Here is a 17430-nt window from a genome sequence, read left to right as displayed (position 1 = left end):
TAGTTTCTCCGTTGTTTTTACATAATAGTCTTTGATAAATTTTCATTTTCTAGTGAAATCTAGTAGAAATGGACCTGATCTCAAAGGCTATTTGAAAAAATGATAAAAGTAACGACTTTTTAAAAGTCTTCTATATTCAAATTGCGATAGTTTGGACAAAGGAGGTAAAGTTTGTGGGGATAAGGAATGGAATTCAAACCAATACGCGACCGTTTTTTATAACGTTCATTATTATTGTGGTGTTCTTTATTGGAGGCGTTTGCTCTTCTGTTTTTGCTGATGTCAATCAAAGGCAGTCAAAAAATGTGTTGGTCGATAATGGAGAAGTGGCGTTATCACTCGAAGACACGAATAAAGGGGTGCGTTTTAAACTAGAAAAAAATTCATCTGAAGCGTTACAATTTTCCGTAAATTTGATTGATTCTAAGGGTGAAAAAATCCCACTTATGATAGATGATCAATCCATTACTGAGAATCAGGTGTTGACAGAAGAACAATTTTCTACCCTACATTTTACCAAACCAACTGAACCTGTTCGATTATTTGTCAAGTACAAGTCCGCAAATGGAACACTGACGGATCTGACACCACCTGAAGGAGAAATTCTTCCACTTGTTGAACCAGAAAATAATGATCAGTCAGGTACTTCAGGGAGTCAACCAACCGAAGTAACGAGCGGTACCATTGAAGAAAATAGCGAAACTGGAGAAAATCAGGAAACAACTGAGACACAGCAAGCAACCAGTGAAGCGAAAGTAGCGGAAGAGCAAAGCTCGACGTCTTCTGACTATCAACCACCCCAGGCACGAGCAATCCAAGCTTTTGCAACAGGTACAGGTTCTCAATACGTACCGCCGGGAGCTATCCCTATCAGTGGCGCTTTTGCCGCACCAAATGGTGGGGCTGTCGTTTCAAATGTCACGAATACAAATGACAATGGCGGAAAACCATTTTCACAAATCTCTCTTTCGGGGAGTAATAACTGGACGTCGATTTGGTCAAATGACGCGTATCGCTTGGATTTCACAAAATCCTTTTCGCAACGTGTCTACGTCAATTTTGGCACACAACAAGCAGATGGCGTGGCGTTTGTCATGCATAACGATGCAAGAAAAACAACGGCCATTACGAACTCACGAGCGGTAGGTGTCGACGGTCAAAACTTGGGTGTCTACGGAGCGACTGGCGGCTACTATGAGTTATTGGCTCAGAGAACGCCAGAAACGACAGCTATTCGTAATTCATTTGCGGTTGAATTTGATTTATTTGCCAATGAAGCAGTAACTGGTAGAGCACGCTATGACGCACAGATTCCTGCTGGAAGTACGCCACATATGGCGTATACCTTTCCGGGTAACCTAAGCCGAACGTATCAACCAATCAATGCAGTGAATGGTGATTTAGGAGCAAATGAGTGGTTCACTTTGACCCTCGCCAATCCCGGACGGATCAAACACAACAGCTTGATCCCACTTAATGGAGCTGTCAGTACCAATGTCCAAGATGGAACATGGTACGAGTTCAATTATAGCTTTAATAGCAACACACGGAACTTTACGTATTCATTTAGAAATCCTGTCAATGGAGCAAAAACTGCTGACACAACGATACCTTGGGGGGATTTGAACTCGGAATTACAATTAGCGACCAACAACAATCGAGCCTACTGGGGATTTACAGCGGCCAACGGTAGCGTATCAGGACAAGTTCGTTTTGCTTTTACTCAGCCGCCGATACCGATAGGCGCGACAGTGACGAGTAATGTATTGGACAACGCCAATACATCTGTGACTGTTCCAAGTACAGATACAAGTAAAAGTAAATATTTGATGAGTGAGCAGCCAGCTAAGATCCAATCAACGATCAAGGTAAATACAGGTGAAGCAGCCTTGAATACTACGAGGTGGACGACGGTACTTGATGCGAAAGCAGTCAATTTGGCAACAAATGCGACAGTCACACCGACGATCACGAAAACGACTGCTGCAGGGGTGACGTCAACGATTGCCCCAGCAAATTTAGCAACAGTCGTGACAAATAATACAACGACTGGCGTGATCACAGTGGTCACGACAATAGCCAATAACGCGATCAATCTCAATCCAGGAGATTCAGCGACACTGAGTTATTCAGCACCAACAAGAACATTGTCAGCGGATGCACTAACTAGTTACGGAAGTTCAGTCTTGGCAAATCCAGTGGGAACGACACCAAATGATACAACAAACATCATCTACTATGGCGATACCGTGTATTATTGGGTTCGAAAAACGGATCAATTTACTGCTTTGTCATGGGAAAATGTCAATACGGTGACCAATTTTAGTGAGACGTTGGATATCTCTGCGAATCGCGATCCTGGGTACAAAAGAACATTTTATTGGAAAGATTTAGATATCGGCGATCGATTGAGTTTCAAAGTGAGAAAAGGAACGAATTATCTCACTGATGTTCCATTCTCTGATGTCACGACAACAGGGGCGACAAATTTTAACGCAAATACACAGTTAGTGATCCCAACAAAATATTTTGATTATGGTGAGAATAAATTTGTCATTGAAGTCTACTCCTCCGGAAAAATGACGAAACCTGAAGAACCGGCAGCGTCATTGAATCTGACGGTAAACTACACTGGAGAATTAAGACTTGAGCAGGCACCAAGTACATTCAAATGGACGAATCGAAAGGTTCGTCAAAGTAAAGGGATCTTGGATCGTGATGCGGGCAATAGCTTAGAATTAAAGGTATGGGATTCGAGAGATCCACGAACAACAAGAAATTGGTCAGTTGGACTTTCGATCACGAGTGGAACGAACGCACCTTTTTCTTTCGTCTGGAAAACAAGTCCTACGAGTGCGGTTCAAAATCTGGGTAATTCACCAATCAAAGTGTTTGATTCTGCGAGTGTGACCCCGACTGGTTATGTTTATACGCTGAATATGAGTGAAAATGCGGGTGTATTGTTAAATAGCTCAAAACTGTTGCCTGTAGGTGATTATAGTGGACGAGCAACAGCCAATTGGAAGCTATATAACACGGCTACGATCGAATAAGGAGGCGATGAGATGAAGAGAATAACTATGAATCTTTTGTTCCTGCTTAGTGTTGTTTTGTTCACTGGCTTTGTGCGAGTCGCTCCTACGTTTGCCGACGAGGTGATTGCTTCCGATCAGCAAGAAATCCAGTTTGAATTATATGAAAAAGACGAAGTGAGTCCCATAGATAAGGGTGAAAGTGGAACGACCAAACCGCAAGCGGAAGGGATGCTTCCGCAAACAGGTAGTTTGTTGTATGGAACGTCTGCATTTCTCGGTACATTGCTGATTGGATTTGTCGGACTGATGTATCGATCAAGGAGGCAGAAGCGATGAAGCCTAAAATCAAATGGTTGCTACTATTTATCTTGCCCCTGATGTTTGTTTCTCCTTCAAAGATTCGAGCGTCTTCTGTTGGTGAAGAGAAAAAATCAGCAGTGAATGTCCAAATCATCGAACCTGCTATTTATTTAAAGAAAGTAATACCCCCAACTTTTGATCGCTACCCAGTCCCTGAGACGGACATTGAAGTACCAGCAAAGCAAGATCTAGTGATCGAAGTGGTTGACAATCGTTCTGGAACAAACGGGTGGAAACTCGATTATTCATTATCTGCTTTTAAAAATCAGCAGGAATATACAGCAAAACTTTCTATGAAAGATGGACAGTTGACGACAGAAAAAAACAGTGTCTATCAAGTCAATGATATAGAAAATATCAGTCATGGTGAAACGCAAGAACTCGTCAAAGTCAGTCAAGGAACGAAACAAAACTTTCGATTGATCATCCCGAAAGAAAGTATTAAGTTGAGTGTTCCTGCTAATAGTCCAAGTGGTACCTATAAAGCGATACAGACGGTCAACCTCGTAAATGTGGTTGCCGATGTAGATTAATTGAAAATCAAGGAGGAATAAAAATGAACCACAAAACAAAAACATTAAGTGCAGTATTCGCAGGGTTGATTTTAGTAAATATAGGTGGAGTAGCAGCATTCGCAGCAGAGGTACCAGGACAAACTGGAAGTACACCAACGACTGTAACGATCACCGATGCTACTTCAGGAGATTTAAGACTCGATGCCGTTCCAGCGACTTATGCGTTTGAGACGGAAATCGAAAATGGCACGTATTCACTTAGTACTGGAACGATCGGTACACCAGGAAATATCGTTGTTTCAAATGATAGTATCGCTCAAGCATGGTCTGTGAGAGCAACTGTTGCGAATAATCAATTGACACGAGCAGCTGCACCAGCCACATTTGATGTGAATTCATTCCAAATCAATGGCGCACAATTAGTTGGTACAGGCGCAACTGGGATTGTCGCTCGATCAGCGACTACACCAGATGCCGGAAATAATACCGGTCAAATCACCACTCCGGTAACATCGATCGCAATTGGTTTTACCGATCCGAGCAATGTCTTACAAGTAAATAATGTCTTGAACGGTACGATCAATTATCAATTGTACAATACGGCAGATGCTTCTTAATGGCTGTGTCCAAATTGAGAAGATTGGAGCAATCGCATTCAGCGATTGCTTCAATTCTTTCTATAGGTTTTTGTTCATGATCAAATCTCTGGGAAAAACCAAATGAATCGATAAATGAGGTGTAGTGATGCGGAAAATAATTTTAATCATTTGTTTCATGTTTGCTTTTTGCTTCCCCTTAGTCACCGAGGCAGAGACTGAGAGTGAAGTGGGCTTTCATATCAAAGCAATTATTCCAGAAAATCAAGCCGATAAAAAATTAACTTATTTTGATTTACAACTAGAACCTGGTCAAAAACAAACGATCAAGTTCCTGATAGAAAATACATCGAATGAAGAGTCAACTTATCAGGTTGCAGTAAACCAAGCCTATACGAATGATCAAGGATTTATTGATTACACGCAACCAACTGATGAATCAGATATACCGGAGGAATTTCAAATCAACAACATTGCGAAAGTCCCAGAAAGCATCACTTTAGCTGGTGGGAAGTCACAAGAAGTTAGCGTTGACCTCACAATGCCGGAAAAAGAATTTGATGGACAAATCTTGGCAGCCATCCATGTCATGAAAATAGGTCAAGCGGAACAAGAGGGCCAAATCGTTAACAATTATGGCTATGTCTTAGGATTGAAATTAACGAATAATACGAATGAAGTGCAAAGAAAGGTGGAATTAGAAGGCGTCGAACCAGCCATTTCATTTGGGAAAACAAGTGTGGTAGCAACTTTGAAGAATCCAACGATGGATGCGATCGGTCATTTGAAATATGCAGCTGAGGTGAAAGATGCCACAGGGGAAGTCATAAAAGAAGTATCTTATGATAAAGAGATGCAAATGGCGCCCTTGTCAACGTATCGATTTGCAATCGATTGGGACAATGAACGACTGGAAGCGGGAGATTATTCCTTACATTTGACAATCTCAGATGCAAAAGACAACGAATGGGTATTCGATCGCGATTTTTCAATCAGTGAGAGTGATGCGAAAGAAGTGAATAAGGTAGCAATCTCTAAAGTGAATCAGCAGTCAATCCCAACTTGGGTCTATGTAGTTGTGGGTGTCTTACTTGGGATCATCCTTCTATTGATCATTTATTTTCTATTCATACGTAAGAAGAAAAAAGAAGAGTAACCAAAAGGGGTTGTGATCCTTATGTTAACACGAGTCTTAGCATAGGGATCACAATCTCTTTCTGTCAGTTAGCGTTTTTTATAGAAATAATAAAGCACACTGATGAAAAAAATCACAGATATTAGAAGGCCGATTTCGTAATATACAAACACCCTCAGAGAATCGTAAAAGTAATACGCCATGATTTTAGTGATAAAATAAATCACTGGACATGCAGCTAGGAACACCAGGAAAGTGCGCTTAGTTAATTTAAAGAAATAAAAAAATGCTAGCACGGCAATACTTAAAGGAAACCAAAATAAAAACTTGCTTAACTGAACTAACATCATTCACTCCTCTATAATCTTCGTAATCAAATAATACCATTTTTGTGTTATTTTTAAAACTATTAATAGTATCATAACAAAATATTTTTTTTGATTTTAAAATGAAAATATGTGGTTTTTAAATATGAAAGATTGATATATATAGGATTGTGATAACGTAATTATGCAGAATGTTCATTTTTTAATAACATTTTCAAAAAAACGAATTAGGTTTCTTTGTTATATTGATTATTTTTTTTAAATGATTTTAACGAGTTTGTACGGATGGAATGTAAAATTATTTCAGTGATTCAAGGACAGTCTTGGCGACGCATACTGAATGACTGGGTAACCGGTAATTGACTGGTATAGGTGATTTCGGCTAAACCAACCAAAGCAAAAATTTTCCCTAACGCGGATAGTTTCTCTTGTTGTACATATTATTTGACGATCAGTGTTTGCTCAAGATAGAGCATGGAATCTTCAATCGGTTCATTTTGATCTATTTTCATTTTTAATCAATAAGCTGTATCCATAAAAGTATGATTTCTTCAATTGCTTATTGTAAGTATTTGGTAAGGGTTTCACAAATCCAGTATAACATTAAATGGCTGTTCCATGATGGAGCAGCCATCGAATCTTAGCTGGGATATTTCGATTTTTCTTTTTTATTTCTGAAAAAATTATGATACTGGGAGATTTCTAATAATTGAATGTTCTTTTAATAGAAATAATCAATGACGAATATTTCTAAGTTATTGGTGTTTATTTATATAATAGGAAATAATAAGCACGATAACGCTGATGAATGGTGTTATTATTCTTGGTTAAAGGATGTAGATTGTTATTTATTTGCAAAAAACCGCTAATAAAAAGGGACTATGAATGGGTGAAGAATCTATCCGTAGATAATTGGTGGGTAAAATTTCCTTAGGAGGATGATTTACATTATGAAAAAAAGAAAACAATGTGTCCGTTGATGTTGCTCGCTCTCTCTGTGTCGACAACAATGGTGACAGTTTCCCATGTGTCAGCAACAATTCAATCAGTAGAAAAGAGGAAGGGGAATGATTCGATACAGACGAGTCAACGCAATCAGTCTTGACTAGGATCGATCACTTCTAACCGAGAACAAATCAATCGTTTAGAACAAAAGTATGAGTTAGTCGCTTATGATGCAACTGTCTTGCCTGAAAAAATTGATCCTAAGTCACTCTTAGTGGCTGCAGATGCGAAAGTTGTTGATGGAGAAGGGAACCTCTAAGTGATTTCACGCCTTATATCAAAGCAACAACCGTTGAATCAAATCCAGGAGAATACCAGATAACCATTGGCTTAAAAGAAGGTGTCAGTGTGGAAAAAGTAGTAAAAGTAACAGTTTTAAATGAGAAATAAGAAGAAACAAAATATACGATTTTAGCAAAAGACGTGACTGTACTAGTAGGACAAATACTCCAGGAGAATATGAAGTGACGATTGGTCTTGAACAAGATGAATGTGTGGAAACAACAGTGAAAATCACAGTTGTTGGGGAGCAAGTTCCACAACAAGAGTACATTTTAAATGTAGCGGATGCTGCTGTGACTGTCGGACAGACGGATGATCAATCAATCTTAACGGCAGTCGGGCCACTGTGACAGATTTATCTAGTCAGCCAGTCGACGCACGACCAGTGATCAAAGCATCGACAGTCAAAGACGAAGTCGGTTACTATGATATCTCACGGATACCACAAGAGGTGGGAATAAAAGTATTCAAGCTCAATAAATAAGGCGACAACCATGAAAATCGCTTCTTAAAATTTTTGTGGTCGTCGTCTTTTTTTGAAGATCGTACTTCTGTTTCCGCCGTTTATTCGTTTCTAAGGCGCGCATAGTCTTCTTTTTATTTTAGGTAAATGTTACACTTGTGAAAAGAATCCAACGATCATCAAAGGAGAAAAAAATGAAAAATCACTGTCTGATTTACCGAGCGTTTGGCTTGCCACAAGAGGTTGTGCAACTAGCAGAGCAACCACTCTCTTTAAGACAAGGAGAAGTCTTGGTCAAAATGTTAGTGGCTCCAATCAATCCTTCTGATTTGATTTCAATCCACGGCGCCTATGCACATCGCATCAACTTGCCACAAATTGCTGGGTATGAAGGTGTCGGGAAAGTGATCCAAGTCACTGATCCTCAGGATGAACAAATGATAGGACAATACGTTTTACCTCTACGAGGGGAAGGAACTTGGCAAACCTATCACACAGTACCCAAGAGTGAATTAGTTATTGTTCCCTCTTCGGTCGATCTTTTGACAGCTGCCCAGATGTACATCAATCCTGTAACCGCCTGGTTGATCTGTACAAAAGAATTGAACCTGAATAAAGGAGATCATATTTTGCTCAACGCAGGAAATTCTTCAATTAGTAGAATTTTTATCCAATTGAGTAAAATTTTATCATTTAAAGTCATTGTAATCGTTCGCCACGAAAAATATAAAGAAGAGTTAACTGAACTAGGAGCAGATTTGGTCGTTCTTTGGGATGAAGAAACAACGTTGCCGCAAATTTTAGCATATACAAAGGGGAAAGGCGTAAGGGCGGCGATTGATCAAGTAGGTGGGAAAAGCGGTGAAACTATGGCGCGAGCGATTCAACCGTATGGGAAGTTCGTTGCGATCGGGTTACTCTCTGGTCAACAAGTTGATTGGGCGTTTATCCAAACATTGCCGATCCAAGCTAAAGTCTATCATCTAAGGCATTGGGCGGATTCGGTTTCCAATGAAGAATGGCAAAAACAATTTCAACAACTATTCCGTTTGGTTGAAGAGGGACAATTGAATCTACTAACTACCGCTCCCGTATATCCAATTTCTGAGTATCGCCAGGCTTTAGTAGAAGCAGAAAAGAAAAAAAGGAAAATATTTTTAAATTTCAATGTTCCATTAGAGGGCTGAGACAATCAAAAGAGAGTGTGATATTCGTCCTCTCGTACCACTTAAAACCGAATGAACGGCAAGAATAGAAGAAACCTCTTCGCAAAATAAGGCGCCACCCACGAAAACTTGGAGAACAAATTTCGTGGGTGGCGCCTTATTTCTCGAGGTTAAACATGTCTGTTTCGACGTCTTTTTGAGATCACGGCTAAAGGATAGGGAGTGTTTTTCCTTTAGTTAGTTTCTGAATACGCAGGCAAAGACAAATAAGTGATCGTCTCCATTAAAAGACGCCAATCCGCTATCGTCGGTACATTGGAGATTCGATGGATGCGACAAACCTGTTCATCAATCAAATGAAGATCGTAATTACAAACTACGAGATCAGCTTGGTAGGTTTCGATCGATTCTTTTGTGACAGCATGTTCAATTTGAAATTCGACCGTTGACCGTTGCATAAAAAGTGTCTCGATCTCATTCAGGATATAATCATCTAAAGATTGCGGTCCTTGGATCGTAAACAAAATGCGTAAAGGGCGATACGACTGCTTCATCAACAGCGAAGCATGAAACGTTGTCAACGCAGCTGCAAGATAGTCGATATGAACAAAACCAAATAATGGGTTATTTTTTAGAATCGTCAGTTTTTCAAGCCATACTTGGTAGAGCTCAGAATAACGTACCTTCATTTGTGTCACCATCGTGGGTGAATGTAATTCATAAGTATGGCTCATTTTAGAAAGTAAACGCGCATTGACCAAGTAAGCTTCCATTTTTTCTAGTGTCCCGTCTTTGATCATGTGTTCCGGGAAAACAGTCGCTAGAAAACGTTGGATCGCTTCGATGACACCCGGGCTTTCTTCTCGATAAAATGCATAGGAGCGACCATCGTCCAAATTACTTTGTCGTGTGTAGGAAATACAATGAAGTGAGACCAAGTATAACCACATCGTTTCATTTAATGAGAGTGTTTCATTGGAGCGTGAAAGATAGTAATCCTGTAATAATGGCTCAAGTGAAGAGAAGCCTTTGCTGCTTTTGATCAACACTTTGATACTTCGATTTAAGTTGCAAAGTTTTTTACACTTCCAACGTGCTTTTGCAATCGACAGCCATAAAGCGGCACGAAAATGGCTAAAATGTAAAAAGGCATGATCTCTTTTATGGCCTTCGTCGACTAAATACTGTGCATCGATTTCACTATCTGAATCAATGATCGTACTATCGCCAAAACTTGAGTAAAAGGCAAAAAAACAAAAACGAATATCTTCTTCTCTACCTGATAAACTCAATGGTCCAGTGGTGATCGTCACACTGAATTCCTTCAAGATATTATTCATATGACGGATCGTTTTAAAAATTGTACTTCTAGAGACCATCAAGGCATCGGCTAATTCATCGGTTGAGTAAGTTACATTATGAAGCAATAGATCCATGATCTGGTAGGTGATGGTCCTTTTAGCTAATAAGGTGATCATTGAATCGATCGTCATTACCTTTTTGTAGTGAAACGATAGTAGTCCTTTGTGATCAATCTTTAGTGAAACGCACTGCTCATTCAGCGCATGGTTGATTTCCTCGATGTCTTTTTTTAGTGTTGGTTTTGACTTCTCTAAGTTAAGAGAAAGATCATTGAGCGTTAACTGGTTGATTTTATTTTTATGTACTAAATTTAAAATTTGATATTGTCGTTTAAACTGATTATCAAGTTGTAAGGTGATGGGTAAATTTTCCATTATTCTGGCTTCCAATCTTTATTTTTCTATAAATATGTAAGAAATATAGTCTCTCTTTAAAGTTAAAACACATAGTTAGATAGGCTCAGGGAAAGATGTGCATATTATAAGTATACAAAAAAAACAAACGTTTGAAATAAAAAATCATTATAATTTAAAAATAATCTGTTTTAAATTAAGGGGAAATAGTTGGAACTGCCGTGTTTTTTATCGAATAATTGTTTTTTAAATAATTTTGTTATTTTTTATAAGTGAAGATATTTTGTTTTTTCAATAAAAAGTATACAAAAATTTCTTAGGTGTATAGTGTGATATTTTTTTCTGAATAATAAAAAAATAGTTTTGGCTATAGATATATGTATTGCAACCAATGACTATTACTAGAATTACAGAACTTATAGAAATAAGGCAGTGCTTTATTTTTTTTGTTCGAAAAAAAATAAAAATAAACAAAGGGTAGATTAGTGTTATTATAATCAAAAGATGAAAAAATAACAGCTTTGTTACGTCGTTATTTAATATCGTAGTTTCATCTGGGTTAAGAAAGGGGTGCAGCTATTTAATTAGTCGAACATATAACTAGCGATATCTAAAAAAAGTAGGCATGTTCTAATGTAAAGAACAGTTGTTTAGGAAATCAATCGTGCAATAGAAGACACTAAGTAGAAAATGAATCACTATAAATTAGTAGATTCCATACATTGAGTATAACTTTTTGCCAAAAATCAGCAGATTACGTCACGTCAAATAATACGTGTAGAGTAGGAGGAGGAAATGACTCATTTTTATAAGAAACAAAGTTTACATATTATTGTAATTATCTTGCTGCTTTTCTCGTCATTAGGAAATAGTATCAGTGTTATAGCAGAAACAACAAAAGAGAGCACTGCTGGACAAATAAGTGAATCAACAGATGATGATTCCCCAACAGAGAACGATGAACTTTCAAGAGAAGTACCTGTAGAGAGCGGGGACGCCCAAAAGACCTATGCTTCGGAAGAAAAGACCCAGGGGGATGAGGGGGTAATAAAATTAGATCCCGGTCTGCGGAATGTACCTAATTTACTCACGAGTCTAGATCATCATTTTATTACTAGATTTTTACAAGGCAATGCGAATGCACCCGGCCGTACGCAATTCCCAACGACATATGCTAATTTCTTTGCCAATGATAGCCGTGCAAGGGTATCGTGGAATGGTAGCGATCAATTAGGGAATAGGATAGGGGATAAGATTGAAGGCACGGTTAATTTGCCGAGGCAGTATTTGTATAGGGATAGCGCAAATGATAGTATAGGCTCGTTGTTACAAGCGGGGGTTTCTTTCTATTCGATGCCTATTCGAAATGACTATCAATTTGGAAATGCAGTTATTGAACATAACCAAGGGGACTTTTTAATTACAGTTCGAGAAAGCTCGCCGTACAATATAAAGTCGGCAGTTGTATCACCACCTACAGATGTTAGAGAGGGTGTATTGGCAGACTTTCATGAGTTTAGCATTGTTGTGGAACGAATTAGAGCTGCGTCAATTACTAGTGCACGAACCAATTCATTTACGATAGATCTAGATTGGATTTTTAATACGTACTTCTATATGAGAACCCTTCCTGCACATGCATATTATCCGAACGACACAGCGACAGTTCGTCAGGCAATTCGAGGGAGCTTTACTGAACTACCAATTACACTTCAAACATTGACCTTAGGACGTTCTCCGGAAGCAGAAAGTGCAGGAAACCCAACAGCGGGAGAGACAACTCTTCAAATGGGCCAAACAACAACAGTGACTGCAGCGGCTCCAGCGACGGGGTATCAATTTGCAGGGTTTGATGTGAGTGGTACAGGAAGTTCGATCACGAATGTGAATATAGTTAATCGCACAGGCACATTTACTATGGGATCACAAAATGCGACCGTTACCGCATGTTATGAGTTGAGTAATCGAAACTTGACTCTGGCACATTCGCCACAGGCCGGAAGTGCAAGTAATTCAGATGCACCAACGACTACTCTAGTAGTAGGTGCAACGACGACAGTCACAGCAGGCGTACCTTCTCCTGGCTATCGTTTTGCTGGTTTCAATGTGACAGGTAATGGTACGATCACAAATGTTGATTTAGCAAATCGAACAGCAACCTTTACCATGGGAACTGAAAATGCGACAGTCACAGCAGAATACGCCTCAACGATTATCCGTAATGCCGATGATCTCGGAAAATTTTTACGAAGTGAGTCTCCTTATGATGCAAACGACCAGACTTACACGATCGAACCAGAATCAAATCAAACGATCGACATGTCAGGAGAAGGTGATTTTTCAGGACGTAGTCAATTTTCTGGTCATCTGATCGGAAATGGCACGATCATTAAAAATCTCTCATTAGTAGATTCCGGCGTTTCTCTTGGATTGATCCAAACGTTAAACGGTGGCAACCTTTCACGAATCGAGAACTTGAAGTTAGAAGGAGTACTCGTCAATGATACGAGGACGCGGTCTAACGTGGCTGGAATCATCGGTCAAGTAGTAAGCAGTAAGTCAGTTGAGCTTGAAAATATCACGCTCGATGAAAACAGTCAAATTACTGCTAGTCAACCCGATGGAAGTGCAGGATTGATCGGGAACAACCAAGGTTCAGCATTGATCAAAAACAGTGAGGTTTCAGGAACGTTACATTCCAACACAGCTAATGGACTAATGGGTGGACTCGTTGGTAAAAATGACGGTTCATTGACCATTGAGAGTAGTCTTTCTCGAGTTACTTTTACTGGTGGTGGTTCATATACATTAAATATCGGTGGACTAGTGGGCGAAACCAGCAGTGAGGTAACAATCACTGATTCTGTGAGTGAAAGCCAAACAGCAATCAATTCATTGAGCGGGACATATCGAGGTGGAATGATTGGTCGAGTGACCTTCTCAGGAGATGTCACGATCCAACGAAGTATCAATGCCAGTGATATGCGAGGAAGTAGCAGTTATGTGGGCGGATTTATCGGAAGGATGTCAGGAACTGCTAAAATCGAGGAAAGCTATCACAATGGACATGTTCAAGGAAGTACAAGTCTAGGAACTGCTGGGTTCATTGGTATGACCGAAGGCAATGGCGCACTTGGTATCGTGGATAGTTATAGCATCGGCTCCTCCAATAGCAATGGTGTGATCGGGATCAATCAATTAACGGATCGAGTGACACTCAGCCAACTATTTGTTGCAGGGTTTACAGGGGGACAACCCATTACCTCAGATACGATGGGTATCACTACGACCAATGTGTATTATGATTCCAGTACAACGAACAAATCAACTACGACTGGAGTAGGTGAAGCGAAAACTACGCTAGAGTTGATTGAGTCAACAACTATTGCGCTAGGTTTCGGGAGTCGTTGGCGAACCGACTTTTCAGTGGCTCAACGCACGAATAAAACTTATCCATACTTGAGTTGGCAGACCCAAAATACGCAACCATCTATGTTTTTTGACAGCATCGATCCAATGGTCGATCGTCAAGTAACGGGTAATCAAGTGTCGGTAACGTTAGATCTACAAAACGAGCCATTGAAACTATTCAATCCATATAGTTCTGGCTTAGCTGGTGAAGCGACAGCAGGAACCTTCACTTTCAATCGTGGATCTATTGCAAGAGTGTCGATTGGTGTCATCAATCAGCAAGGAGTCGTGGGCTTTACCGCACGGCGAATGAGTTTGACACTGGCCCGTGATCCCTTGGCAGGGAGTGCAGCTGATCCAAACGCTGACCAAACGAATTTTATCGAAGGGGAAACAACAATGATTCAGGCAGCTGAAGCAAATACAGGGTATCGTTTTGTTGGATTTAGCGTGACAGGCACAGGAAGTACAGTGACAAATGTTGATCAAAAAAATCGAACGGCTACTTTCACGATGGGGACAGAAGATGCAACAGTGACAGCAAATTATGTGCAAACGGTCATTCGTACATCAGAAGATCTAAGTCGCTTTTTGAATAGTCAAGCACCTTTTGATCCAGACGATGAAAACTATTCGATTGAACCAGAAGATGGGATAGCAATCGATATGGCAAATGCAGGTACTTTTTCTGGCAGACAAGGATACGGAGGGAAATTGATCGGTAATCATGCGGTCATCAAGAATTTGACTTTGACTAGTGGAGAAATAGACTTAGCCTTTATTCGCTCAGTCGGGAATGATTCTTTACGAATTGAGAATCTGACATTTGAAAACTTGAGAGTGACGAATACTAGAGAACAGTCATATACCAACTATACAGCCGGGGTGATTGCTCAAATCGGTACAGGAAATATTGTTGAACTTGAGAATATCAGGATGGACAGTAACAGTAGCATTGTTTCAAACCAGTCAAATGGAAGTGGAGCTTTTATTGGAGAAAACAATGGACAACTAACGATTACGAATAGCCAAGCATCAAGTAATCTTCACTCGAATACTTCGAACGGTCTATTAGGTGGTCTCGTCGGTCGCACGACGGGCGTGCTTACCATAAATCACGCTAGTTCAAAAGTGAATTTTACTGGTGGTAATAATTATACCTTGAATCTAGGCGGGCTGGTCGGTGAAGTATCTGGTACAGTTACGATCATCGATACACATAGTGAAACTCGCTCGACAGTTAATTCTTTAACTGCTAGCTATCGTGGAGGATTGATTGGCTATGTGACAGAAAATGGTCAAGTGCAGATTGAGCGAAGTATCAATTCGAGTGATTTACGAAGTGGAAATAGTTATGCTGGCGGATTTGTTGGTCGTTTAGCAGGAAATGTAACGATCAATGAGAGTTATCACAATGGCTATATCCTTGGGAATGTTACTAGTGGATCTGGTGGTTTTGTCGGAAAGATCGAAGGCAATGCTCAGTTAGTGATGACCGACAATTATAGTGTTGGTTCATCAAATGCACAAGGGGTGATCGGAGCGATAAGTGCAACTGCTACCGCAAAGCTTACGAATTTATTCGTCGCAGGATTTACTGCTGGAGAACCAATTTCGAATACTACCACAGGAATTACAGCAAGCAATGTATATTTTGATGCAACCACTACAAGAAAAACGACGACAAATGGTGCGGGGGAAGCAAGTAGCACCATAGGGCTGATTGATACAGCTATAACTGAACTTGGGTTTGGTGAAAAGTGGTTCACAGGTTTTGCTTTGGGGAGCAATGCCAATCGAACTTATCCGTACTTGAGGTGGCAGACGAATGGAGCGCAAACAGCCGAGTTCTTCCACTCGATCCAACCAGAAGTAGATACAGCTGTCTCAACCAACCAAGTAACAGTAACTTTAGATCTTGCAGGACAACCTGTTCGCTTATTCAATCCATATCAAGCGGACTTGGCAGGAGAGATCACATCAGGTACATTCCAGATCAATCGGAATAATGCCGAACGCTTTTCAATCGGGGTCATCAATGAACAAGGCATCATTGGTTTTACTGGTATCGGAAATTATACAGATATCCAGCCAAAGAACCAAGTTTTGAACTATGGATATGGAGAAACGGATTATCAGGCAAAAGACTTTGTCACAGTCTTCAAAGATCAAACTGAAACAGAGGATTATGATGCACGTTTTGTAAGTTTCCCTGATTCACTGAATGGTCAAGCTGCACGTGTAGAGGTTTCAAAAAATGGCACAGTATTAGCTACGATCGATGTTCCTGTCACTTATCAGTTTGGTCATTCGCTAAATGTAAGAGGCATTAGTTTTCAAGGAACAGACCTACGAGCAGCAACTTTAAGCTTGAACAGTGATCAAACACAAATTGTTGCGACCTATAATAGTGCATTAGCTGGAACTTCGGTTCATCCCTATTTTGGAGATGATATGTATTATCAAATCAGGCACTATAACCAAGCAACTGTTTCTAGTGGTCCAATGAATGCACAAACGCCAGATTTCGATTTTTCTGTAAATGGCAATCAAAGGTTAGACACATTGAATGGTTTTGGAACAAATCGAAGACTATCAGTTACGAAAGGCGATATCGTGGAAATTTTCCATGCAGAAGCCAATGGCAGACTGGACAACTTCCAAGATAATGTGGTGCAGTCAAGGATATCGGATAATCGAAGTCGTTATCAAATCACTGCGAAGGGGTTTGAACGAATAAACATCGATCGTTTAAATCCAAGGGAACAAAAAACAGTGTTAGGAATGTCTCGTGAAGATATGGATCGTCAAGTTGGGCGATATTTAGATATCAGTCAATATCCAACCTTGAAAATTGAAGGTTTCACTCAATATCCTGATACGTCAAAAGAAGGAGCGACGATTGGTAAGATCGTTGTCAGCGAGTCATTGGTTAATGGTGAAACAGCCACATGGGAATATACCGTTCCTTTTGTGGTGGAAAGTGATCCAGCGATCCATGTAACGTTACCGGTTCGGATGGCTTTTGATGTCCTAGACGATCAAGTGACTAGTGATGATTACGAGGTGGTCAATCATTCGACGACGACAGAACTGACAGTTTCCTTCCATACCAAAAACGATGTGGAATTAGCAAGTACTTCAAATATTGTCTTTTTAGATTCATCAGAACAAGAGACGACGAGCGAATCGATGTTTTTATATTTACAACGAATCGGTGCGGCACCATCTGAAAAGCCGTTAGTTGGACAAGCAAGTACTTTTGCTGGTACTCAATGGGCGGAATCAGTGCCGTCAGATTCCCGAATGTCTCTTGGTTTTACAGGAAAATATTTTGGGGATACCACACAAAATAATAAAGTAACAGGCAAGTTAAATTTACACCTTGCTGCGAAGATAAATTGAACACACACAAGAAGGT

Annotated in this window: 10 protein-coding genes; 9 read left to right on the top strand and 1 reads right to left on the bottom strand. The window is 40.0% G+C overall.

Features of this window, described 5'->3' with window-relative positions:
* Positions 1-173: 173 nt before the first annotated feature.
* The 8 genes from ACH0AK_RS03070 to ACH0AK_RS03035 all read left to right on the top strand — a co-directional run bounded on the left by ACH0AK_RS03070 (position 174) and on the right by ACH0AK_RS03035 (position 8904).
* Positions 174-3053 carry a lectin-like domain-containing protein gene (locus tag ACH0AK_RS03070; RefSeq protein ID WP_137072571.1) on the top strand — a complete coding sequence of 960 codons (2880 nt, stop codon included), beginning with the start codon at positions 174-176 and terminating at the stop codon, positions 3051-3053.
* Between the two features lie 12 nt (positions 3054-3065).
* On the top strand, positions 3066-3371 hold the full coding sequence (locus ACH0AK_RS03065; RefSeq protein ID WP_010735041.1) for an LPXTG cell wall anchor domain-containing protein: 306 nt from the start codon (positions 3066-3068) through the stop codon (positions 3369-3371).
* Positions 3368-3928 carry a WxL domain-containing protein gene (locus ACH0AK_RS03060; RefSeq protein WP_010735042.1) on the top strand — a complete coding sequence of 187 codons (561 nt, stop codon included), beginning with the start codon at positions 3368-3370 and terminating at the stop codon, positions 3926-3928. Before ACH0AK_RS03065 ends, ACH0AK_RS03060 begins: the two co-directional genes overlap by 4 nt.
* Before the next feature lie 23 nt (positions 3929-3951).
* Positions 3952-4527, top strand: coding sequence for a hypothetical protein (locus tag ACH0AK_RS03055; RefSeq protein WP_010735043.1), 576 nt, complete (start codon positions 3952-3954; stop codon positions 4525-4527).
* Between the two features lie 127 nt (positions 4528-4654).
* Positions 4655-5662: a WxLIP family cell surface protein gene (locus ACH0AK_RS03050; RefSeq protein WP_023519948.1), complete on the top strand. Its 1008-nt coding sequence runs from the start codon at positions 4655-4657 to the stop codon at positions 5660-5662.
* A gap of 1774 nt (positions 5663-7436) precedes the next feature.
* A complete protein-coding gene (locus tag ACH0AK_RS03045; protein WP_023519947.1) occupies positions 7437-7604 on the top strand; it encodes a hypothetical protein in 168 nt (55 codons plus the stop codon).
* Positions 7601-7738, top strand: a complete 138-nt coding sequence (locus ACH0AK_RS03040) for a hypothetical protein (RefSeq protein WP_023519946.1) — start codon at positions 7601-7603, stop codon at positions 7736-7738. Before ACH0AK_RS03045 ends, ACH0AK_RS03040 begins: the two co-directional genes overlap by 4 nt.
* Before the next feature lie 173 nt (positions 7739-7911).
* Entirely contained in the window at positions 7912-8904 is a 993-nt protein-coding gene (locus ACH0AK_RS03035; RefSeq protein ID WP_499796726.1) for a zinc-dependent alcohol dehydrogenase family protein, read from the top strand.
* A gap of 212 nt (positions 8905-9116) precedes the next feature.
* Here ACH0AK_RS03035 and ACH0AK_RS03030 read toward each other — a convergent pair whose 3' ends face one another.
* Positions 9117-10619 carry an AcpB/EbpR/MafR family transcriptional regulator gene (locus tag ACH0AK_RS03030; protein ID WP_499796725.1) on the bottom strand — a complete coding sequence of 501 codons (1503 nt, stop codon included), beginning with the start codon at positions 10617-10619 and terminating at the stop codon, positions 9117-9119.
* Positions 10620-11393: 774 nt separating this feature from the next.
* Between ACH0AK_RS03030 and ACH0AK_RS03025 the strand changes: the two genes are divergently transcribed.
* Positions 11394-17414, top strand: coding sequence for an InlB B-repeat-containing protein (locus ACH0AK_RS03025; protein WP_226075451.1), 6021 nt, complete (start codon positions 11394-11396; stop codon positions 17412-17414).
* The last annotated feature ends 16 nt before the right edge of the window (positions 17415-17430 follow it).

It is taken from the genome of Enterococcus pernyi (assembly GCF_045371165.1).
In the GTDB taxonomy this organism is placed as follows: Bacteria; Bacillota; Bacilli; order Lactobacillales; family Enterococcaceae; genus Enterococcus_B; species Enterococcus_B pernyi.
The sequence above is the reverse complement of the archived record's forward strand: the minus strand, read 5'-3'. Positions and strand labels throughout refer to the sequence as shown.

Excerpts from the sequence above, each read along its gene's own strand:
- ACH0AK_RS03030 (WP_499796725.1), bottom strand. The coding sequence starts at position 10,619 with ATGGAAAATTTACCCATCACCTTACAACTTGATAATCAGTTTAAACGA.
- ACH0AK_RS03055 (WP_010735043.1), top strand. The coding sequence starts at position 3,952 with ATGAACCACAAAACAAAAACATTAAGTGCAGTATTCGCAGGGTTGATT.
- ACH0AK_RS03035 (WP_499796726.1), top strand. The coding sequence starts at position 7,912 with ATGAAAAATCACTGTCTGATTTACCGAGCGTTTGGCTTGCCACAAGAG.
- ACH0AK_RS03065 (WP_010735041.1), top strand. The coding sequence starts at position 3,066 with ATGAAGAGAATAACTATGAATCTTTTGTTCCTGCTTAGTGTTGTTTTG.
- ACH0AK_RS03050 (WP_023519948.1), top strand. The coding sequence starts at position 4,655 with ATGCGGAAAATAATTTTAATCATTTGTTTCATGTTTGCTTTTTGCTTC.
- ACH0AK_RS03060 (WP_010735042.1), top strand. The coding sequence starts at position 3,368 with ATGAAGCCTAAAATCAAATGGTTGCTACTATTTATCTTGCCCCTGATG.
- ACH0AK_RS03025 (WP_226075451.1), top strand. The coding sequence starts at position 11,394 with ATGACTCATTTTTATAAGAAACAAAGTTTACATATTATTGTAATTATC.